The following is a 19,916-nucleotide window of genomic DNA, read 5'->3' as shown; positions in this document are numbered from 1 at the left end:
GGTGGTGCCTCCTAGTGGAGGCGGGGGGTGTTCGCCTTGGTCGAGGGGCCGTGGTACATGGCGTTGAACAGCATGGTGATCGTGGCGCGGGACCAGGTGCGGTAGGTGACCTGGGTGCCGGCGATCACGGCCGTGCCCTTGCCGACGTCGAACGACGCCACGTCGGTGAGGCCGTGCAGCTTCCCGGCGCCCGCGCCGTACCCGCTGCGCACGAGGTCGCCGGAGGACGGGTACTTCGACGCCACCCTCGCCTTGGACGGGTCGAGCACGTTGAACGCGGCGTCGCTGGTGTTGAACCAGACCGGCCAGCGTTCCGGCATCCCCCACGCCACGGGGTCCTCGCTGTCGAAGTCCTGGTCGACGAGGGCGCCGGGGACGAAGAAGTCGTCGCCCGGGTCGGGCAGGGTGTCCTTGACGGGCAGGTCGAGGAGCTGCCGCGCGGTCTCCGAGGCGCTGCCGAGGGCGACGAGCGTGCCGCCGTCCTCGACGAAGTCGCGCAGTTTCTCGAAGCCGTCCTCGCCGACCCCGGCCGCCCAGTGGAACCGCTCGGGTAGTCGGCCTTCTTGAGCCCGTTGACGACGGTGTTCTTGGAGATGCCCTGGGGCAGCACGATCGTGTCGTACCGGTCGTTGAGGTCGCCGGTGAAGTCGCCGGCGCCCATGTTGCGGAAGTTCACGCCGTACTGCTCGAACATCCACCAGAGCCAGCCGCCCGGCATGTTGTTTGCGCCGCGGAACAGCCCGATCCTGGTGCCGTCCTTGAGCTGGAACCCCTTGACGTCCGGCGCCCGGTCGGCGGCGTGAACTTGGATGCCGGTCTGCTGCGACACGCTTGCGAGGGCTCGCCGGGCCTGGTCCGTCGGCGGGACGACCAGCGTGCCGGGCGCGAAGCCCGTCCCGCCGGAGGTGAACCGCTTCGCCGCGCGGAAGGTCGGCACCCCGGCCTTCTGGAGCGCGGCGAGGAAGCGGCCGACGCCGTACGAGGTCGGCTGGACGAGGTACGCGCCGCGCGGCGCGGGCGGCATGGGCGCGGCGGCGGGCCGCACCTGGTCGACCCGCTGGAGCGAGGCGCTGAACGGCTTGGCGACCTTGTCGACGCTCGCCCCGAACAGCATCCAGAGCGTGTGCCCGGTGACGTCGTACGGCCGGACGACCGGGCAGGTGTCGCACGCCCTGATCTCCGGGTACTCCCAGATCTTCAGCAGGCTGTCGGCCCACCGGGAGTACGGCTGCCGCATCCGGACGACGTGGCTGCCCGCCGGGTACCGCTTGCCGTTCGCGGTGAACGGCGCGGACGCCCGCTCGATCTCGATCTGCCCGGTCTTGAGGATGTTGAGCAGCTCGTACGCGGCGTACGGGTCGCGCTGCCCGGCCGGCACCACGTAGGCGTAGGGCTCCGCGCTCCAGTTCAGGTTGTCTCGGCTGACCTGGTACATGTTGTACAGCAGGTCCTCGCCCTTCTTGCCGACGTTGTCGATGTTGGCGTACGTCGCGGTCTTGGCGTACGCGACGATCTGCTCCAGCGTCCAGGTCGCCGAGTCGTAGGGCGCCACGAAGTTGGTCCGCTGGTCCTGCGAGCCGAGCGGCTTGCCGTCCGCCGAGGTGTACGGGTAGGCGAGGTCGCGGGCGGCGGCGATCTCGGTGAGCACGTTCGGGATGCCGTGGTACGGCTCGTAGAACACCGACGGCAGCCACCAGTCGTACGTCGAGCTCCAGCTCACGCCCTTCTTGCCCTCGCGCGAGACCGCGCCGCCCATGCCGAGGCCGAGCTCGCTGGTGGTCTGCACGACGCGCGGGTCGATGCTCGGGTCGAACGGGTCCTTGTAGGGCGGCACGAACAGCCGGTCGCCGGTCGGCCCCATCTGGTGCAGGATGTGCACGGCCGACGGCCGGTAGCGGGCGATCAGGCCGATGTAGTAGCGGGGCTCCACCTGCGTGAACATGAACCAGTCGCGGTTGTCGTCGTGCCCGGTGTACTTGTGGTAGAGGTCCGGGTAGACGCGCTTGTACGAGGTGCCGGCGGTCTCGTTGAAGTAGTCGTTGACGAGCTTGGTGCCGTCGGGGTTCTGCGACGGCACGACGATGAGGACCGCGTTGTCGAGCACCCGCTTGGTGTAGTCGGACTCCTCGGTGGCCAGCCGGTGCACCACGTCCATGAGGGCCTGGGTGTTGCCGACCTCGGTGGAGTGGATCGCCGCCTGGATCATCAGGAACGGCTTGCCCTGCCTGGCCAGGCTCCGCGCCTCGCCTTCCGACAGGCCGCGCGGGTCCGACAGCCTGCGGTTGATGGCCGCGAGCCGTTCGATGTTGCGCAGGTTGCGCGGCGAGCTGATGGTCAGGTACGCGTAGTCGTTGCCCATCGTGGTCTTCCCGGCCACGTGGTAGTCGACGCGGTTGGACCGGTCGGAGGCGAGCCTGAGGTAGCTCAGCATCCGGTCGTTGGTGGCGAGCTTTCCGGTGGTCCCCATCGCGAAGCCGAAGTAGCTCTTCGGGGTGGGGATCGATCTCGCCGACGAGGACAGGGCCGTGTCCTCGGCGGGCGCCGAGGCGGTGACGGCGGGCGCGGTGAGCCCGACGGCGAGGAGCACGGCGGCGAGGGCGGAGAGGATGAGTGGACGCCGGGGGGACACGCGCATCGTTCCTCCTGAGCGGAGTTCCTCCACAGAACGGATCATCGTTGACCGGCGGAGCGCGTGGACGCAGGGGCAGCCCCCCTCCCGGTTCGCAGGAGACAGTGACCCCGAGGCCGGCCCCGAGGTGATCGGCACCGGCCAGATGATCGTCCGCAGGACAGGCGCGTGTGTCAAGAGGCTGCTGACATCACGGGTGCGCCCTCCGGCGCCCGGGCCGGAGGACGCGCACGGTGCACACGTGACGGACGCGCCGCGACACGGGGGGTGGCGGAGTGGGGCGCGGCGCGGCACGGGTGGCGGAGTGCGGCGCGGCATGGCACGGGGTGGCGGAGTGCGGCGCGGCACGACACGCGGCTCCATGCGGCGCGGCGGGCGTCGCCGACCGGCTCGGCGGGGGGCGTTGGGCACGGGCCGTCAGGGGTGGGCGGCTCGGGTCCAGGCGTCCAGGAGGCGGGCGGCGGATCCGCCGACCGGGCCGACGGCGTCCGCCAGCGTCGCGGCGTCGGGGAGACGCGCGCCGGTCACGGCGGGCACGGCCTCGTCCGCCGAACGGATCGTCGAGGAGCACACCGACGTGAGGTAGCCGGGGACGTTCAGCCTCGGGTCGGTGCAGCCGACCACGGGCGTGCCGACGGCGGCGACCAGCGGGAAGATCGTTCCCGGGATGCCGATCGCGGCCTCGGCGCGCGCCGACGCCTGGAGCGTCGGGACGGAGCTGATCTCGTACCTCTCCCAGAGCCGCCGGTCCTCGCGGGGGTGCAGCCCGACGAGCACGCGCCGTCCGGAGGCTTCGATCCGTTCGGCCGCGGCGAGGAGCAGTTCGGTGCCGGGCGCGGCGCCGCCGGTCCCGTCCGGGTGCGTGACGCTCGTGACGACCAGCACCAGGCCCTTCTCCGGGGACCGCGCGGGCAGGGCGTCCGTCTGCGGCGAGCCCACCACGCGGATCCGCCGCCGGACGCCCAGGTAGCTCCCGAACGCCCGCGCCTCCGCCGCCGACGACGACGTGACCGCGCGGACGCGGTGCCGGAGCCGCCGCGCGCCGGGGGCGCGGTCGGGGCCGAGGTAGGCGAGCGAGCTGGCGGCGAGGGGCAACCGCCGGAACCGTTCGGCGACCTCCAGCGGCCAGTCGCCCGCGCCGGTGACGGCGAGCAGGTCGGCCCTCGGTGCGTCGTCCGGCGTTGCGACCCGCACCGGGTCGCCGGGCTTGACCTGCGACCGGTCCGGGACGATCTGCGTGAGGTGCGCGCCGCGCCGCGCGGCCTCGGCGAGCAGCGGCGCGACGTGGTACGTCCCCCAGGGCTCGTTGGTCGCGACCAGCACGCGGAGCCGCCGCGGACGGTGCGGACGGTGCGGCTCATGCGGGTGGTGCGGGCGGGGGGAGCCTGCGGCCTCCGCCGGGGCGCCGCCCAGCACGACCAGCCCGGCGGCGCCCGCCGCGCCGCCGAGGAGGACGCGCCGCGACGGGGCGTTCGTCTCGTTCTCTCTCATCCGCACCACCGTAAACGGTCCGTTGGTCCGGAGGGTTAAGGACGGAAGAAATCCGGTTCACCAGCGCATCCGGACCTCCTCGGCCCAGCCGAGGAGGTCCGTCACCTCCACGTCCTCCCCCGCCTCGGTGCGGATCCGCCCCGAGTAGCGGCCGAAGCACTGGTGCGTGCGGTTGGCGAGGACGCCGGTCTCGACGCGGGCCGTCCGGTCGTGGAACGGCGTGAACGCCAGGTCCACCAGGCCCGAGGCGGGCGCGCGGACCGTCCACGGCGCGAGCGGCTCGGCCAGGTCGTAGGTCCACTCCAGCTCCTCGCCGACCTTGGTGAGGCGGCCGTCCACGCACAGCGCGTTCTCGGTGGAGCCCGTGCCGTCCGTCCACTTGCCGCCGAGCTGGAGCCCGACCGTGCGGCCGCCGGTGCGGCCGGACGCGGCGCCCCAGTTCCACGTGACGTCGCGCGGCCACCGGCCGCGACCGTGGTCGAGGACGGCCCACGCGTCGTCGCCGAAGCCGTACTCCTCGCCGCCGACCCGGACGGCGCCGGACGCGGGGCGCGCGGTGTGCTTGGAGGTGTACTGGAACCGCTGACCGCTCCACGGGACGACCACGCCGAGCGTCTCGTGCCCCTCGGGCATCGCGGCCAGCAGGTCCACCTCGACCGGGAGGCCGTCGGGCGACACGCACCGCGCCCGCAGGCGGGTGCCGCCGGTGGCGTCGTCCTTGAGGATCTCGATGCGGACCTTGCCGCCGGTCGGGCGTTCGGGGCCGACGCGCACGTCGTGGCCGCCCGCTCCGGCGATCCGTTCGGGCAGGGCGACGCCCCTGGCGAACGGCGCGACGGCGGCGCGCTCGAACTCGCGCCCGCCCTCGCCGTACTCCAGGAAGTAGACCGAGTCGAGCGCGAGGAAGTCCAGGTCGCTCACCGTCAGCGCGACCAGGTGCCGGGGCGTGGCGACGCACCAGTACTCCCAGCGCTTCGTCCGGCCCCAGCCGCGCAGGTTGGCGCGGTGCAGCGGGGTGCGCGTCCAGCCGACCGCCTCGGGGTCGAGCGAGCCGTCCGGCAGGCACAGGTCGACCGGCTCGGTGATCTCACGCTCCGGCACGGCCCGCCCACCCCCGCTCGTCCAGGCCGCCCGGGATCGGGGCGGACGGGTCGTACGGGGCGCGGGTGAGGACGAACGTGTTGAGGTCCAGGTGGCTCACCGTCCCGTCCGGCCGCCGGACGATCTTCAGCGTCTCGCCGGTGTGGTAGCCGTCCAGGCCCGTCCACGTGCCGTCCGGGCCGGGACGGAACCGTCCGGCCGAGGCGTCCAGCGCCGCCGGGACGAGCGACAGCCACCCGTCGCGCAGCAGCCGCAGCGTGTACGGGGCGGGGCCCCAGTACCAGGCGCCGGTCAGCTCGACCAGCGCCGGATCGGCGTCGGCGAGCGGCGTCCACTCCGGGAGGCGGGGCTCGCGTTCGGCGACCAGGTGCACGAGGTCGGCGGCGACGGCCGCCACCGGGACCGCGGACGTCGCGTTGGCGAGGACGACCGCGCCGGCGCCCTCGTCCGGATCGGTCCAGACCGTCGCGCGGAACCCGGGCATCGACCCGGTGTGCCCGGCGAGCCGCATCCCGCGGTCGCGGCGGAGCTGGAGGCCGAGGCCGTACCCGCTGGTCCAGGCCCCGGCGTCCTCGACGGTCTGGGGCGCGCGCATCTCGGCGAGCGTGTCCGGGGCGAGCACGCCGCCGGTGTCACCGCCGACGAACGCGACCCAGCGGGCGAGGTCGGCGGCCGTGGACCAGAGCTGCCCGGCCGGAGCCATCGCGCGCGCGTCGTGCTCGGGCTCCTCCAGCAGGACGTCGGCCCACGGGTGGACGGCGTAGCCGGTGGCGTGCGGGGCAGCGGGGCGGTGGGTCGTCCGCGCCATCTCCAGCGGCAGCAGGATCTCCTCGCGCAGCGCCTCGTTCCACGGCTTGCCGCGCAGCCCGGCGACGACCTGGCCGAGCAGCCCGAACCCGAGGTTGGTGTAGTGGAACTCCCGGCCGGCCGGGAACCGCGCCTCGTCCGGGCCGAGGCCCGCCGCCAGCTCGGGCCAGTCCTTGCCCGGGGTGCGCTCCCACCACTCCCCCGGCGGCTCGGCCGCGAGGCCGCCCGCGTGCGACAGCAGCCGCCCGATCGTGCGGTCGCCCACCGGCGTCCCGGGCACGTGCTCGTCCAGGGGGTCGTCCAGGCCGAGGAGGCCCTCGTCGCGCAGGCGCATCACGAGCACGCCCACGAACGACTTGGTGATCGACCCGATCCGGTACTGCGTGCCGGGCGTCGGGGGCAGGCCGTCCACCCGGCCGCGCGAACCCGTCCACACCGTGCGCCCGTCGCGCACCACCGCCGCGGCGACCGACGGCGCCCGGCCGTTCGCCTGCGCCTCCGCGAGGCGGCGGAGCAGGGCCCGCTCCGTTCCCGGAAGCAGGGCCTCCGGCGCGCTCTCCGGCGTGGACGGCCCGGGTCCCGGCTCCAACGTCATCGATTCCCCTCTCCGCTCTTACCGATCATGGCACGGCGCGGGACGGGCGCGGGTCCCGCGCCCGTCCCGCCGCGGCGGCGTCAGCGCCAGTACGGGGCGCGCAGCTCGCGCTTGCTGAGCTTGCCCATCGCCGTCCTCGGCAGCTCGGCGACGAAGTCGACCGACTTCGGGCACTTGTAGTGGGTGAGGCGGTCCCGGCAGAACGCGATCAGCGCCTCGCCCGTCAGGTCCGGGTCGCGGGACACGACGATCGCCTTGAGCTGCTCGCCCATCTCCTCGTCCGGGACGCCCACGCAGGCGGCGTCGGCCACGGCGGGGTGCTGGAACAGGACCTTCTCCGCCTCGGCCGGGTAGATGTTGACGCCGCCGGAGACGACCATGTCCGAGAAGCGGTCGGTCACGAACACGTAGCCGTCGGCGTCCACGTAGCCGATCTCGCCGAGGGTGAAGACGCCGGGTTCGAGGTGCGCGGCGGCGGTCTTGCCCGGGTCGTCCTCGTAGAGCACGCCGCGGCCGGTCGGGTCGCGGAAGTACAGGCGGCCCTCGGTGCCGGGCGGGACGGGCCGGCCCTCGTCGTCCACGACGTACGCCTCGAACGGCGGGATCGGCCTGCCGACCGACCCGGGCCGCTCCAGCCACTCCTGCGACCCGATCACGCAGACGCTTCCGGCCTCGCTCGCGCCGTACACCTCGACGAGCACCGGGCCCCACCACTCGATCATCGCGCGCTTCACCCCGACCGGGCAGGACGAGCCGGTGTGCGCGACGACCGCCAGGCTGGAGGTGTCGTACTTCTCCCGGACGGCGGCGGGCAGTTCGAGCAGCCGCACGAAGTGGGTCGGGACCATGACGGACGCGGCGGGTCTCCAGCGGTCGATCGCCCGCAGGACGGCCTCGGGGTCGAAGCGGCCGAGCAGGCCCATCGCGTTCCCGGCGGCGAACGCGCGGACGCCCACCAGCGGGCCCGTGTGGTAGAGCGGGCCGACGGCGAGGTGCGGGCCGAGGGAGGTCAGCGGCTGCTCGCGGAGGGCGGCGATGTGCTCGGCGACGGTCGCTCCGCCCGCGTACATGTTGGGCGGCAGCGGCGTCCCCTTGGGCACGCCGGTCGTCCCGGACGTGTAGAGCAGGTTGGGCTGCGGCGGCAGGTCGGACGGCGGCTCGGCCGGGGACGCCGCCGCCAGCACGTCCTCCCACGACTCAGTGCCCGGCGCGCCGTCCGCGCGCCAGGCGATGACGCGGGGGACCCCTGCCGTCCGCGCGGCCTCGACGGCGCGCTCGGCGTTCTCCGGCCCGGTGAGGACGGCGACGGACCGCGAGTTCTCCAGGATGTAGGCGGTCTCGGGCGCGGTGAGGTGGTAGTTGACCGGGACGACCGACATCCCCGCGAGCAGGCCCGCGACGTGCGCGAGGGCCGCCTCGACGGAGTTGTGCGCGTACACCGCGATCCGCCGCCCGGGGCCGATCTCCAGGAGGGCGTTGACGGCGCGGTTGAGCAGGTCGTCGGCCTCGGCCCAGGTGATCTCGGCGCGCTCGTCGCGGAGGGCGATCTCGCCCGGACGCGACGCGGCGTTGGACGCGGTGGAGACTGCCATGGACGGTCCTCCCAGGGGCGTTCGGCCAGGTCCGACCACTCAAGCACACCCGGCGCCGAAACAGAACGGGATTCGATCCGCGCGCGGCTAGAGTGTGCCCATGGACGCGCTCGCCGATCTTCTCGACGGGCCTCGGGCGCGGGGGCGTTCATGCTCCGGGCGACGCTCGCGCCGCCCTGGGCCGTGCGCATCCGGGACGAGGCGCCGCTCACGCTGCTGGTGATGGTCCGCGACCCGGCCTGGGTGCTGGCGGGCGGCGCCGACCCGGTGCGGGTCGGGCCCGGCGACATCGCCGTGCTGCGCGGCCCCGACCACTACACCGTCGGCGACGACCCCGCGACCCCGCCGCAGATCGTGATCCACCCCGGCCAGCGCTGCACGACGCCCGACGGGGTGAGCCTGTCCGAGGCGATGGACCTCGGCGTCCGCGCCTGGGGCAACGACCCGGACGGCTCGACCGAGATGCTCATCGGCACCTACCAGCAGGGCGGCGCGGTCACCCGGCGGCTCCTCGCCGCCCTCCCCGCGCTGCTCGTCGTGCCCGGCGACGCCCTCGGCACGCCGCTGCCCGAGCTGCTCGGCGCCGAGATCGCCCGGGACGAGCCGGGCCAGGAGGTCGTCCTCGACCGCCTGCTCGACCTGCTGCTCATCGCCGTCCTGCGCGCCTGGTTCGCGCGGCCGGACGCCGAGCGGCCCGGCTGGTACCGGGCGCACGGCGACCCGGTGGTGGGCCCGGCGCTCAAGCTGATCCACACCGACCTCGCCCACCCCTGGACGGTCGCGAAGCTGGCCGCCGAGGCGGGCGTGTCCCGCGCGACGCTCGCCCAGCGGTTCGGGCGGCTGGTCGGCGAGCCGCCGATGGCGTACCTGACCGGCGCGCGGCTCGCGCGCGCCGCCGACCTGCTCCGGGAAACCGACGCCACGCTCGACGCCGTCGCCCGCCGCGTCGGCTACGGCAACGCGTTCGCGCTGAGCGCCGCGTTCAAGCGCGAGCGCGGCCTCAGCCCGCAGGCGTACCGCTCCGGCGCTCCCGCCGACTGACCGCGAGGCGGACCGGTCGGCGGGAGGCGCGAGGCGGGCCGGTACGGGGCGGGCCGGTACGGGGCGGGCCGGTACGGGGCGGGCCGGTACGGCGTCAGCGGCCGATGCGGGCCGCGAGGCTCGCGGTGCCTCCCGTCCTCGCCTCGAACGCCACGGCCAGCACGCCCTTCGCGCCCGGAACGCTGATCGTGCGGAGGCCCGGCCCCCGAAGGCGACCTTCCGCGTGCCGAGGACCCGGCCGTCCCAGACGTGCGCGTACGCCGTGCCGGGCCCGGTGGCGAGCAGCCGGAACGTCGTCGCCGACCCGGACGCGGACGGGCGGCCCGCGAGCCGCGCGGTGGCCCACGGCGGAGCGGCCGGCCCGCCCGCGAGCGGGATCCCCGTCGCCGCGGCCTGGACGATCGACAGCGGCGAGTCCACCGACGCCGCCGCGTCCGTCGGCATCACCGGCGGCGGCGCGGTGGGCGGCGTCCCGGGCGGCGGGACGTGGCCGGGCAGCGTCGCGAGGCCCCACCGGTACGGGTCGCCCTGCACGCCGCCCCACGTCGACCAGCCGATGCGCGTCTGGCCGGTCTTGTCGCGCGTGTCGGAGTCGTACACGAACAGGTCCAGGCCCATCCGCGCGGGGTCGACGGCGGCGGGCAGCACCGTGAACGGGATCTCCGCCTCGACGGTGTAGCCGGTGTACGGCTCGGTCACGGCCGAGGCGACCTTCATTCCCGGCGCGGTCCCGGGGCCGGGCCCCTGGTGGTGGTCGGCGTCGCGCTCGAAGCACGGGCGGCCGTCCGCCATCGCGGGGAAGATCCCGGCCTTGAACGTCGTGGAGGTGTTCTCCGAGCCGCCGCGCGGGTCGATCGCGATCTCGACGGAGTCGGTGCGCCAGTGCCGCTTGCAGTCGGCGGCGGGCAGCACCGTCCCGCGCGCGTCGTCGCGGACGCGCACGAGGACGTGCAGGGCGCGGTCCGTCCAGGTCGCCTTGCCGGTGGCGGAGCAGTCGGCGGCCGAGCCGCACGCCGCGCCCTCCCAGACGCGCGACAGGTCGAGGGCCCTGCCGGGGTACTCGCCGGGGTCCTCCACGCCGTCCGTCTCCGGCGCTTCGGCGGCCTTCGGCAGCTCGGCGACGGGGACGAGCTCCAGCGCGGCCTTCCGCCGGTCGGGCGGGCCCGTGCCGTTCGCCGTGGTGATCGTGTAGTCGTGGTCGCCTCCGGCGCCGCCCTCGTTCGATGTCGGGATCGAGGCGTCGGTGTTGGTCACCGTGAACGCGACCGACCCGGTCCCTCCGGCCTTCAGCTCGTACGGCTTGGACGGCGCGTCGGCGGCGAAGCCGTCCGGCAGGTCGAGCGCGACCGTCCCCTTCTGCGGCGCGCCGGTCGTCTCGGCCAGGTCGATCCTGACGCGGCGCGACTGCCCGGAGCCCAGGGTGAGGACGCGTTTCACCCGGTCCTCCAGGGCCGGGACGCCGGTCCTGGACGCCCACGCGTCGAAGTCCGCCACGCGCTCCAGCGGCTCCTGGACGCCCGTGACCGCCGCCCTCACCTCCACGGGCGACGCGGCCTGCGCGGCCCCGCGCGCGGTGCGGAGCGTCCCCTCCAGCCGGACGCGCCCGAACGGCGCGCCGCGCGGCGGCTCGACGGTGAACGCGGCCGTCCGTGCCCCGTTCCGCACCGTGCCGAGGTCGCCGGAGCCGCCGACCTTCCAGCCGTCCGGCGCGTGCAGCGTGACGCGGGCGTTCGGCAGGGTCCCCGGCGAGCGGACGCGCGCGGTCACCTCGAACGCCCGCCCCGCCGTCACCCCGAACGACCGGGGAGCGAGCGAGAACTCCGTCCCGGACGGGAGCCCGCCGGACGGCGCGACCGCGCCCTCCAGCATCGCGCCCGCGCCCCGGCCGCCGAGCGTGAACGGGACGCGGGAGTGCACCTGCGTGAAGTAGTCGCAGCCGATCCCGCCCGGGTCGGACGGCGCGTCCGGGAACCCGGCCCACCCCTGGCTCGCGTACACCCGCTGCGCCTCGCGCTCGACCTGCGCCCACGTTCTCCCGCCGTTGCGGGCCGACGCCCGGCCGCCCCACACGCCGTACACGACGGCGCTCGGGTCGGCGGGCGTGAACGACGACGCGCACGCGGGACCGTCCGGTCCCGACGCGCCGCCGGTGGCGAACAGCCGTCCGGGCGCCCACGGCCGCACGCCCGGCAGGACGCGCGGGTCGGCGGCGGCGAAGTACGCCTCGGTCGCCAGCCGCGCCGCCTCCTGGTGGTTGCCGTGCTGGCCGGGCAGCGGCGCGGGCTCCATCGTGACGATCACCTTCGGCCTGGTCTCGCGGACGAGCCGCACGACCTTCTCCAGCGTGCTCGCGTGGTCCCACGTCCGGGCGGTCAGCGGCGCGCTGACGGTGTAGAAGAAGTCGACCTCGTCGAGGTAGTGGACGTCCGCCACGCCCGCCTTCGCGACCGCGCGGCGCTCCTCGTCCTCGCGCAGCAGCCCGAGCGGCGGGCCCTCCTCGTCGCCCGCCGCGTTCCCGCCGCCCTCGCCGCGCGTCACGGTGAGGACGCCGATCTTCGCGCCCGCGTCCTCGTTCCACTGCCCGAGGGTGGACAGCGAGCCCGCCTCGTCGTCGGGGTGCGCGCCGACGAACAGCACGTCGAGCCGTCCGGCGGGGGCGTGCGCGGGCGGTCCGGCGGCGCGCGCGGGCGGCGCGGGCGGCGCGGCGAGGAGGCCCGCGAGGACGGCGGCCGCGACGGGCAGGGCGAGGAGGCGCGGCCTACCTCGTGCGTGTCGCTTCATGGGCAGGGCTCCTGTCACTCCTTGATGGCCCCCGACAGCATTCCGGCGATGAAGTGGCGTTGCAGGAACAGGTACACCACCACGACCGGCGCGGCGACGATCAACGCGCCCGCCATCAGCAGCGTGTAGTCGGTCTGGTGCCCGCCCTGGAAGAACGACAGGCCGAGCGGCGCGGTGCGCACCCCGTCGTCGGCGTTGAGGATCACCAGCGGGATGAGGAACTCGTTCCACGTCCACATCGTCGTCAGCACGATCATGGTGAGGATCGCGGGACGGCCCATCGGCACGAGCACCCGCCACAGCGTCGTCCAGCTCGACGCGCCGTCCATCCGCGCCGCCTCCAGCAGCGAGCGCGGCACGCTGCGGAAGTAGGCCCGCATCCAGAACGCGCCGAACGCGACCGACTGCGCGGTCTGCGGGAGGACCACCCCGGCGTAGGTGTTGTCCAGGCCCGCCGACCGCAGGTCGAAGTACAGGGGGATGACGACCGCCTCGGTCGGGATCGACAGGCCCGCGAGCAACAGCAGGAACAGCGCGCCCGCCCCGCGGAACGCCAGCGTCCCGAGCGCGTAGCCCGCCATGATCGACAGCAGCGTCCCGGCGGTCACCGTGGCGGCCGTGACGATGAGGCTGTTGCGCATGTACGTGGCGAAGTGCCCGTCGGTCCAGGCGTCCGCGAACGCGGACACGTCGAGGTCCGGGAGGCTGAGCGCCCGCGCGACCACGCCCACCATCGGGAACAGGGCGATCACCGCGAACACGACCAGGATCGCGTGGTTGGCGAGGCGTTCGCGCGCGGAGATCACGGGCGGGCCTCCCCGCGCCCCTCGGCGAGCCGGCCGACGCCCGCGGTCACCGCGAACACCAGCACCGCGAGCGTGACGCCGATCGCGCACGCCAGCCCGACCTCGCCGGTGTTGAACGCCCGGTTGTAGACCTCGTAGGCGGGGACCTTCGTCGCCTCGCCCGGCCCGCCCTTCGTCGTCACGTACACCAGGTCGAAGTTCCTCAGCGCGGCGACCGCCGTCAGCGTCAGCGCGACGGCCAGCTCGCGCCGCAGGCCGGGCAGCGTGACCGCGAGGAACTCCCGGAACGGCCCCGCGCCGTCGATCCGCGCCGCCTCGTACAGCTCGCGCGGGATCTTCTGCACGCCGGCGAGGAACAGGGTCATCGCGAGCCCGGTCTCCACCCACGTCCCGACGAGGCCCACCGCCGGGAGCGCGAACGAGAAGTCGCCGAGCCAGCCCCGCGACCAGTCCGGGAGGCCGAGCCGGTGCAGGGCCCGCAGCACGCCGTTGACCGGGCCGTCCGCCGAGTACACCCACTGCCAGGCGACCGCCACGGCGACCATCGCGACGACCTGCGGCAGGAACAGCACCGTCCGGAACAGCGCGAGGCCCCGCACCCGCGTCCGCGAGACCACCGCGACCAGGACGAACGCGATCAGGCACGGGATCACCGCGTAGAACACGACCAGGACGAGCGCGTGCCCGAACGAGGCGCGCAGGGACGGGTCCGACAGCGTCTTGGCGTAGTTCGACAGGCCCGCCCACGTGCCCTCGCTGAGGCCGTCCCAGTCGTACAGCGAGAACCAGAAGCCCCGGACCAGCGGCCACAGCAGGAACACCGCGTACACGGCGAGGGCGGGCGCCACATACAGCCAGCCGACGTTGCGGGGCGCGCCCGGCGGCCGTCCGCCGCCGCCCCGCGCCGACCGGTCCCGGGGCGGCCGGCCCCGCGTCGGGAGCGCCCTCACTTCTTCTTCAGGAATTCTTCGTAGTCGCGCTGCGCCGCCGCGGCGGCCTTGGGCGCGGTGGTCTTCCCCGCGATGAGCGCCTGGAGCGGCCCGCCGAACGTGTCGGCCAGGCCGGGCGTCGCGTAGTCCAGGTAGGGGGTGATGCCGTCGGCGGCGCTCAGCGCCTCCCACGCCGCCGCGATGTCCTTGGGCAGCGCGCCCTCGGGACGGGCGGACGCCTTCAGCGCGGGCAGGTTGCCGGTGGCGACCGCGACGTTCATCGCGTCGGGCGAGGTCAGGTAGTCGATGTAGGCCGCCGCGACGTCCGGGTGCCTGGACTTGGACGTGATCGAGAACGGCAGCGACTCGCCGCCCATCGTCACCGGCGGCGCGCCCTCCCGCACGGGCGGCGGCACCATGAACCCGGCCCGGTCGCCCATCTTCGCCTTCAGGTCCGCGGCCCACCAGTTGCCGCCGATCATGAAGACGCCCCGCCCCTTCGCGAAGTCGACGGGGGTGTCGTCCCACTTCACGGCGTTGGCGTCGGCGTTCAGGTAGCCGCGCCGGGCCCAGTCGGCGAGCCGCTGCGCGGCCTGGACGTTCGGGGCGTCGGTCCAGGAGCCGCCGCGGCCGAACACCAGCGACCGCACCGCGTCCTTCCCGGCGAGCCGGTCCTGGATCACGCCGTAGACCTGGATCGCGGGCAGCTTCTCCTGGTTGCCGAACGCGATCGGCAGCTCGCCCCTGCTCTTGGCGGTGCCGAGCGCGTTCTCGAACTCCGCCCACGTCCTCGGCGGCCGGAGGCCGAGTCTCGCGAGCTTGTCGCGGTTGTAGTAGAGGCCGATGATCTCCCCGTTCAGCGACATCCCGTACAGGTCGCCGCCGCCGATCGTCCTCCCGCCGCCGCCGACGCTGTTGAGGGCGAGCAGCCCCTTCGGGTAGCGGGCGCTCCATCGGTACGCCCGGTCGTAGCCGTCCAGCTTGAGGAGCATGCCCGCCTTCACGAACTGCCCCATCGCCGCGTACCCCTGGTTGGCCTGGACGACGTCGGGCGGGTCGCTCCCCGACAGCGCGAGCCGCAGCGTCTTCTGGAGGTCGGTGAACGACCGCGAGACCCGTTCGATCCGCACGTTCGGGTACTTGGCCTGGAACCCGGCGTTGAGCTTCTCGATCTGCTCGCGCTGCCCGCCCTGGACCTCCTGGTCCCAGACGGTCAGCGTCACCTTCCCGGCCTTCGCCACGTCCGTGGAGACCGCGCCGGCCTTCCCGCCCGCGGGCTCGTCGTCCGAGCCCGGCGCGCAGCCGGCGGCCAACGCGACCGCGACCGCGGCGCCGAGGACTCTCCCGAACGGTCCCAGCATCGTCACGGCTCCTTCCGCAGGGGGCTCGCTCGCGGCGACCGCGCGACCGCACAAGCGCTCAGGTGCACGCGTTTCCATCCCCGCGCCCGGTCACACCTCCCCCACCGTCCCGTGATCAGATCTTGTCCGAAGCCGCGCGCGGCCTGGCCCCGCACGGGGACCGGGCCGCTCCGGAGCGGACGGGCGCTACCTGCGCGAGGGGACGTAGAGGCGGACGTCGTCCACCTCCGCCCTGCCCTCGTAGAAGTTGGTGTGCGGGTCGCCGATCATGAAGTGGTCGGGGTAGGCCGACCCGGCGGGCCAGGTGTCCTTGTCGGTGACGGTGCCGCCCGGCCCCGCCACGTCCAGTCGCCGTTGAAGCGGCCGTCGTACTCGCCGGGCCTCTGGTTGTAGTGCCAGATCGGCTCGCCGTCCTGTACGAACCCGCGGGTGTAGCGGTACGTCGCCTTGCCCACGTGCGCGAACTCGCCCGACATCTCCATCGTGTACGCGCCGTCCCGCCGCTCGATCGCGAAGCGGTAGGGCTCCTTCGGGAGCAGCTCGGGCCTCAGGTCCACCTGGGAGACGATCGCGCCGCCCTTCGCGAAGCCGCACTCGCTCGGCATCAGGTACTCGGTGCCGGGCATCGCCGGGTACCGGCGGTCGTCGGTCATGAAGATCGCGTTGACGCCGTTGCCCGTGCCCGCCTGGTACGGCTCGTACCTCCCGGTCGCCGGGTCGCAGTACCTCAGGCCCGTGCCCGCGTACTTGTAGCGGTTGTAGCCGTCCATCGCGACCTTGCGGTGGCCGTGGATGAAGATGTTGTTGTGCGGCGCGGGCCGCCCGTAATCCATGATCGACATGTAGTAGAAGCCGTTGGAGTCGGTGCGGACGTCCGCCCAGGAGCATTCGGGCCGGGAGAAGTCGCCGCCCGAGGCCCAGGGGAAGTTGGTCTTGCAGCCCTCGGGCGAGTAGCCGTTGACCCTCCCGTCCGGGTAGTCCCAGGAGCCGTCGCGCTGCCCGCCGAAGTCCAGGCCGCGCAGGGTCATCTCCACGCGGTACTCGGACGGCAGCGCCCGCGTGGACCGGATCACGACGCCGCCGTGGTGGGACGGCTCGTCCATCCGGGCGACGCCCTTGCCGGAGGTCAGCGTGGGCGCTCCGTCCGGGCGGCCGTCGCCGTCGGCGTCGCGCGCGGCCAGCTCGGCGGTCAGCCACCCCTTGGCCCGAAGGCGAACGACTTGCGGTAGGTCTTCACCGAGGCGAGCTGCCGCCGGAACGCCGGGCCGCCGACCGCGTCGAAGTAGGCCCCGTCGTTGTCGTACATGTCCACGTCGTAGGGGCTGCCGGGACCGTCCCCGTCGGGCCTCCACGCCACCCGGCCGTCGTCGAGCCGCCGGTCGAACGACTCGGCCGCGGCGAGCCGCCAGCCGTCCCTCGCGGGGCCCGCCGCCCCCGGCCCGCCGCCCGGTCCGCCGCCAGGTCCGGCGGCGCTCGCGGGCGCCGTGGTCAGGACCAGTGGCAGCGCCAGCGCCGCCACGCCTCCTGCGATCTTCCTCATCCCGTCCCCCCTCCTGGCCGCGCCCGCGTCGCACGGCCCTCAGCCGACCTGCGGAAACGGTAGATCCGCCGGATTCGGGGCCGCCATGGCAAAGTTCGACAAAGTGGTATTGACCAGTTGCCAGAATGGGACATACTGTGATCCGACGCACGAACGGTGCATAGGGGAGGTGACAGGCGTGCAATCCAGCGGCGAGGCCGGATCGTCCAGCACGAAACGGCAGGCCGTGCGCCGGGAGCTCCTGTCCATGCTCGACGGCCTGGGCGTGGGGGACGCCCTGCCGTCCGAGCGCAGGCTGGCCGAGGAGCTCGGCGTGTCCCGCCCGACGCTGCGAGCGGCGATCGACGGGCTCGTCGCCGACGGGCTGCTCGACCGGCGGCACGGGAGCGGCACCTACGTGGCCGAACCCCGGATCGCGGTGTCGCTGACCATGACCTCGTTCACCGAGGACATGCGGCGCCGCGGGATGCGCGCCGGCGGCCGGGTCCTGTCGTTCCGCACCGAGCCCGCGGGGGCGCGGATCGGCAGGCGGCTGTCCCTCTCCCCCGCCGAAGAGGTATTGACCATTCGGCGGCTCCGGCTGGCGGACGGCGCCACGATGGCGATCGAGACGCTGTACCTGCCGAAGGCGCTGCTCCCCGAGCTGCGCCGGACGGACCTGGAGGGCCGTTCGTTCTACGACCTGCTGCGCGCCGGCGGGATCGTGATCGCCTCGGGCACCGAGACGATCGAGCCGACGGTGACGACCGCCGAGGAGGCCGCCGAGCTCGGCGTCCCGGTGCACATGCCGGCGTTCCTGTTCGAACGGGTGTCCCGCGACGAGCGGGGAAAGCCCCTGGAGTACGTCAGGTCCCTCTACCGGGGGACCGGTACCGCCTGGAGCTGGACCTGCGGCCGCCGCACTGACGCGCCGTTCCACCCCTGCGACCGCTCTCCGGGCGAAGCCCTGGGGCCTGGGGGACCCCCCAGAGCAACTCTGTAACGAGGTGACCGAACCATGGACATCATCAAGGACGTCCTCACCTTCCTGGCCGACAACGTGTTCGGCCAGGTGCCCATCCTGATCGGGCTGATCACGCTCGCCGGGCTGATCCTCCAGCGCAAGCGCTTCGAGGACACCCTGGCGGGCGCGCTGCGCGCCACCATCGGCGTGGTGATCCTGTTCATCGGCGTCGAGGTGTTCAGCGGCGGGCTGACCAGCTTCCAGACCGTGCTGGCCAGCGCGATGGGCACCGAGCCGCCGAAAGCCGACCACACGCTGACCGACTTCCTTACCCGGCAGGGCGGCACGATCGCCCTGGTCATCGCGGTGGCGTTCATCGTGCACGTGCTGATCGTCCGGCTCTTCCCGGCGGCCCGCTACCTGTACCTGACCGGGCACCTGATGTTCTGGATCAGCACCGTCACGGTGGCGTCGCTGGTGACGATCAACCCGCACGCCGACCAGCTCACGCTGGTGCTGTGCGGCGCGGGCTTCGTCGCGGCCTACTGGACGCTCCAGCCGCTGTGGATGCGCCCGCTGATGCGCAGGGTGATGCCGGACGACCGCTTCGGCTTCGCGCACACCAGCTCGCTCACCGCCCTGATCACCGGGTACGCGGCCCGGCCGCTCGGCAGCCGCGACAAGCACGACACCGAGAAGCTGAAGCTGCCGCGCCAGCTCTCGTTCTTCAAGGACGTCAACGTCAGCACCGCGCTGATCATCACCGTGATCATGCTGGCCGCCGTCGCGTTCGCCGACAACGGCGTGGTGACCAAGGCCGCCGCCGAGATGGACGCCAAGCTGTCGCCGTGGGTGTGGGCGATCCTGGTCGGGCTGCGGTTCGCGGGCGGCATCGCGATCCTGCTGTACGGCGTCCGGATGTTCCTCGGCGAGATCGTCCCGGCGTTCAAGGGCTTCAGCGACCGGGTGATCCCGGGCACCCGCCCCGCGCTGGACGCGCCGACGATCTTCCCGACCGCCCCGACCGCCGTCATGGTCGGCTTCGTGGCCTCGACGGGCGTGTTCCTGGTCTGCCTCGCGGTGTTCGCCGGCGCGGGCTGGTTCACGCTGGCCCCGCCCATGATCATGCTGTTCTTCGTGGGCGGCGCGGCCGGGGTGTTCGGCAACGCGGTGGCGGGCTGGCGCGGCGCCCTGCTGGGCGGCGTGATCAGCGGCCTGGTCCTCGCGGTCGGGCAGGCCGTCACCTGGGGCCTGTACGAGAAGACCGCGCCGGAGCTGTCCACCCTCGCCGACCCCGACTGGTACGCGATCGCCTGGCTGCTGAAGGCGGTCGAGCCGGTCGTCGGCGGCAACGCGATCTGGGCGGTCCCCGTCGTGGCGCTCGCCGCGACCGCCGCCACCCTGCTGCTCCTCGGACGCCGCGACAAGACCAAGGCGGCGCGCGAGGGCGACACGGCCGAGGGCGAGCCCGCCGCGGCCCGCTGAGCACCGATCGGAACGTTCCGAGATCCGGCGTTCCGCCCATGACAAGGAGAACGACATGGCACTGGACAGGCCCCTGGAGATCCTCGCCGTCTGCGGCGTGGGCATGGGCACCAGCCTGATGCTGAAGATGACCGCCGAGGACGCCCTGCGCGGGCTCGGCGTGGAGGCCCGGGTGGAGAACACCGACGTGTCCACCGCCCGCGGCATGTCGCCCGACGTGGTGATCGGCCAGGGCATGCACACCAGCGAGATCGGCGACCTCGCGCCCATCGTGATCACGATCAGCGACTTCCTCGACAAGGACGGCCTCCAGGCCCAGCTCCGCGAGCGGCTGGCCGAGAAGGGCTGGCTGTCGTGACCGTGGTGACCGCGGCCGACGGCGTGACCGCGGACGGCTGGCGCGAGGCCGTCGTCCGCGCCGCCGAGGGCCTGGTGGAGGCGGGCGCGGCCGGACCCGGCTACCCCGAGGCGTGCGTGCGCGTCGTCGAGGAGAACGGGCCGTACATCGTGCTCGCCAAGGGCCTCGCCCTCGTGCACGCGCGCCCCGAGGAGGGCGGGCTCGCGGTCGGGGTCGGCGCGACGCGGCTGGCGGCGCCGGTCGAGTTCGGCCACCCCGACAACGACCCGGTCGACCTGCTGCTGGCGTTCTGCACGCCCGACCCCGACGCGCACGTCGGGACCCTGTCCGCCCTGGCCCGCGCGCTGTCGGCCGGCCTCGCCGACCGGCTGCGCGCCGCGTCCGGCCCGGACGGGCTGGAGCACGCGCTGAAGGAGGCCCTGCCCGATGCCTGACGCCACCCGGGAGCAGCTCCCCG

16 protein-coding genes and 1 pseudogene are annotated in these 19,916 nt (G+C 73.9%); 5 read left to right on the top strand and 12 right to left on the bottom strand.

Annotated elements, in window-relative coordinates; translation table 11 throughout:
• Nucleotides 1-11: 11 nt before the first annotated feature.
• The 6 genes from GEV43_RS40480 to GEV43_RS40455 form a co-directional block, all read right to left on the bottom strand.
• The gene (locus GEV43_RS40480; RefSeq protein WP_160825882.1) at nucleotides 12-161 is read right to left on the bottom strand and encodes a hypothetical protein; all 150 of its coding nucleotides are present in this window, start codon (nucleotides 159-161) and stop codon (nucleotides 12-14) included.
• A complete protein-coding gene (locus tag GEV43_RS40475; RefSeq protein ID WP_160825881.1) occupies nucleotides 125-2,635 on the bottom strand; it encodes a M14 family zinc carboxypeptidase in 2,511 nt (836 codons plus the stop codon). Before GEV43_RS40475 ends, GEV43_RS40480 begins: the two co-directional genes overlap by 37 nt.
• Before the next feature lie 411 nt (nucleotides 2,636-3,046).
• The gene (locus GEV43_RS40470) at nucleotides 3,047-4,120 is read right to left on the bottom strand and encodes a hypothetical protein (RefSeq protein ID WP_160825880.1); all 1,074 of its coding nucleotides are present in this window, start codon (nucleotides 4,118-4,120) and stop codon (nucleotides 3,047-3,049) included.
• A gap of 57 nt (nucleotides 4,121-4,177) precedes the next feature.
• Complete coding sequence (locus tag GEV43_RS40465; RefSeq protein ID WP_160825879.1) at nucleotides 4,178-5,221, bottom strand: DUF2804 domain-containing protein; 1,044 nt, start codon at nucleotides 5,219-5,221, stop codon at nucleotides 4,178-4,180.
• On the bottom strand, nucleotides 5,208-6,623 hold the full coding sequence (locus GEV43_RS40460; RefSeq protein WP_160825878.1) for a serine hydrolase domain-containing protein: 1,416 nt from the start codon (nucleotides 6,621-6,623) through the stop codon (nucleotides 5,208-5,210). Before GEV43_RS40460 ends, GEV43_RS40465 begins: the two co-directional genes overlap by 14 nt.
• A gap of 80 nt (nucleotides 6,624-6,703) precedes the next feature.
• Complete coding sequence (locus tag GEV43_RS40455; RefSeq protein WP_160825877.1) at nucleotides 6,704-8,215, bottom strand: AMP-binding protein; 1,512 nt, start codon at nucleotides 8,213-8,215, stop codon at nucleotides 6,704-6,706.
• Nucleotides 8,216-8,365: 150 nt separating this feature from the next.
• Between GEV43_RS40455 and GEV43_RS48655 the strand changes: the two genes are divergently transcribed.
• Nucleotides 8,366-9,256, top strand: coding sequence for an AraC family transcriptional regulator (locus tag GEV43_RS48655; protein ID WP_309240251.1), 891 nt, complete (start codon nucleotides 8,366-8,368; stop codon nucleotides 9,254-9,256).
• Between the two features lie 552 nt (nucleotides 9,257-9,808).
• Here GEV43_RS48655 and GEV43_RS52440 read toward each other — a convergent pair.
• From GEV43_RS52440 to GEV43_RS52430, 6 genes and pseudogenes are all read right to left on the bottom strand, one after another.
• Nucleotides 9,809-12,037 (bottom strand): annotated as a pseudogene (locus GEV43_RS52440) (sugar-binding protein); the annotation flags it as partial.
• Between the two features lie 14 nt (nucleotides 12,038-12,051).
• Nucleotides 12,052-12,843, bottom strand: a complete 792-nt coding sequence (locus GEV43_RS40445; RefSeq protein ID WP_160825875.1) for a carbohydrate ABC transporter permease — start codon at nucleotides 12,841-12,843, stop codon at nucleotides 12,052-12,054.
• On the bottom strand, nucleotides 12,840-13,793 hold the full coding sequence (locus GEV43_RS40440; RefSeq protein ID WP_160825874.1) for a carbohydrate ABC transporter permease: 954 nt from the start codon (nucleotides 13,791-13,793) through the stop codon (nucleotides 12,840-12,842). The genes GEV43_RS40445 and GEV43_RS40440 overlap by 4 nt, the downstream gene beginning before the upstream one ends.
• A complete protein-coding gene (locus GEV43_RS40435) occupies nucleotides 13,790-15,133 on the bottom strand; it encodes an extracellular solute-binding protein (RefSeq protein WP_160825873.1) in 1,344 nt (447 codons plus the stop codon). Before GEV43_RS40435 ends, GEV43_RS40440 begins: the two co-directional genes overlap by 4 nt.
• Nucleotides 15,134-15,399: 266 nt before the next feature.
• A complete protein-coding gene (locus GEV43_RS52435; protein ID WP_241684221.1) occupies nucleotides 15,400-16,236 on the bottom strand; it encodes a hypothetical protein in 837 nt (278 codons plus the stop codon).
• 86 nt (nucleotides 16,237-16,322) lie between these two features.
• A complete protein-coding gene (locus tag GEV43_RS52430) occupies nucleotides 16,323-16,673 on the bottom strand; it encodes a hypothetical protein (RefSeq protein WP_241684220.1) in 351 nt (116 codons plus the stop codon).
• Between the two features lie 178 nt (nucleotides 16,674-16,851).
• Here GEV43_RS52430 and GEV43_RS40425 point away from each other — a divergent pair, with 178 nt between their 5' ends.
• From GEV43_RS40425 to GEV43_RS40410, 4 genes are read left to right on the top strand one after another with little or no spacing between them, the layout of a single operon-like run.
• Nucleotides 16,852-17,655 (top strand): GntR family transcriptional regulator, encoded by an 804-nt coding sequence (locus tag GEV43_RS40425; RefSeq protein WP_206681600.1) that lies wholly within the window; start codon nucleotides 16,852-16,854, stop codon nucleotides 17,653-17,655.
• A 15-nt stretch (nucleotides 17,656-17,670) separates the two neighbouring features.
• The gene (locus GEV43_RS40420; RefSeq protein ID WP_160825872.1) at nucleotides 17,671-19,101 is read left to right on the top strand and encodes a PTS ascorbate transporter subunit IIC; all 1,431 of its coding nucleotides are present in this window, start codon (nucleotides 17,671-17,673) and stop codon (nucleotides 19,099-19,101) included.
• A 55-nt stretch (nucleotides 19,102-19,156) separates the two neighbouring features.
• Nucleotides 19,157-19,459, top strand: coding sequence for a PTS sugar transporter subunit IIB (locus GEV43_RS40415; protein WP_164717263.1), 303 nt, complete (start codon nucleotides 19,157-19,159; stop codon nucleotides 19,457-19,459).
• Nucleotides 19,456-19,893 carry a PTS sugar transporter subunit IIA gene (locus tag GEV43_RS40410; protein ID WP_160825871.1) on the top strand — a complete coding sequence of 146 codons (438 nt, stop codon included), beginning with the start codon at nucleotides 19,456-19,458 and terminating at the stop codon, nucleotides 19,891-19,893. Before GEV43_RS40415 ends, GEV43_RS40410 begins: the two co-directional genes overlap by 4 nt.
• Nucleotides 19,894-19,916: the final 23 nt, after the last annotated feature.

Source organism: Actinomadura sp. J1-007 (assembly GCF_009793335.1).
In the GTDB taxonomy this organism is placed as follows: domain Bacteria; phylum Actinomycetota; class Actinomycetes; order Streptosporangiales; family Streptosporangiaceae; genus Spirillospora; species Spirillospora yumaensis.
The sequence above is the reverse complement of the archived record's forward strand: the minus strand, read 5'-3'. Positions and strand labels throughout refer to the sequence as shown.

What these genes read in the sequence shown, in the direction of transcription:
- GEV43_RS48655 (WP_309240251.1), top strand. Translation starts at nt 8,366, where the DNA reads ATGCTCCGGGCGACGCTCGCGCCGCCCTGGGCCGTGCGCATCCGGGAC.
- GEV43_RS40420 (WP_160825872.1), top strand. Translation starts at nt 17,671, where the DNA reads ATGGACATCATCAAGGACGTCCTCACCTTCCTGGCCGACAACGTGTTC.
- GEV43_RS40435 (WP_160825873.1), bottom strand. Translation starts at nt 15,133, where the DNA reads ATGCTGGGACCGTTCGGGAGAGTCCTCGGCGCCGCGGTCGCGGTCGCG.
- GEV43_RS52435 (WP_241684221.1), bottom strand. Translation starts at nt 16,236, where the DNA reads ATGGACGAGCCGTCCCACCACGGCGGCGTCGTGATCCGGTCCACGCGG.
- GEV43_RS40415 (WP_164717263.1), top strand. Translation starts at nt 19,157, where the DNA reads ATGGCACTGGACAGGCCCCTGGAGATCCTCGCCGTCTGCGGCGTGGGC.
- GEV43_RS52430 (WP_241684220.1), bottom strand. Translation starts at nt 16,673, where the DNA reads ATGAGGAAGATCGCAGGAGGCGTGGCGGCGCTGGCGCTGCCACTGGTC.
- GEV43_RS40455 (WP_160825877.1), bottom strand. Translation starts at nt 8,215, where the DNA reads ATGGCAGTCTCCACCGCGTCCAACGCCGCGTCGCGTCCGGGCGAGATC.
- GEV43_RS40475 (WP_160825881.1), bottom strand. Translation starts at nt 2,635, where the DNA reads ATGCGCGTGTCCCCCCGGCGTCCACTCATCCTCTCCGCCCTCGCCGCC.
- GEV43_RS40460 (WP_160825878.1), bottom strand. Translation starts at nt 6,623, where the DNA reads ATGACGTTGGAGCCGGGACCCGGGCCGTCCACGCCGGAGAGCGCGCCG.
- GEV43_RS40470 (WP_160825880.1), bottom strand. Translation starts at nt 4,120, where the DNA reads ATGAGAGAGAACGAGACGAACGCCCCGTCGCGGCGCGTCCTCCTCGGC.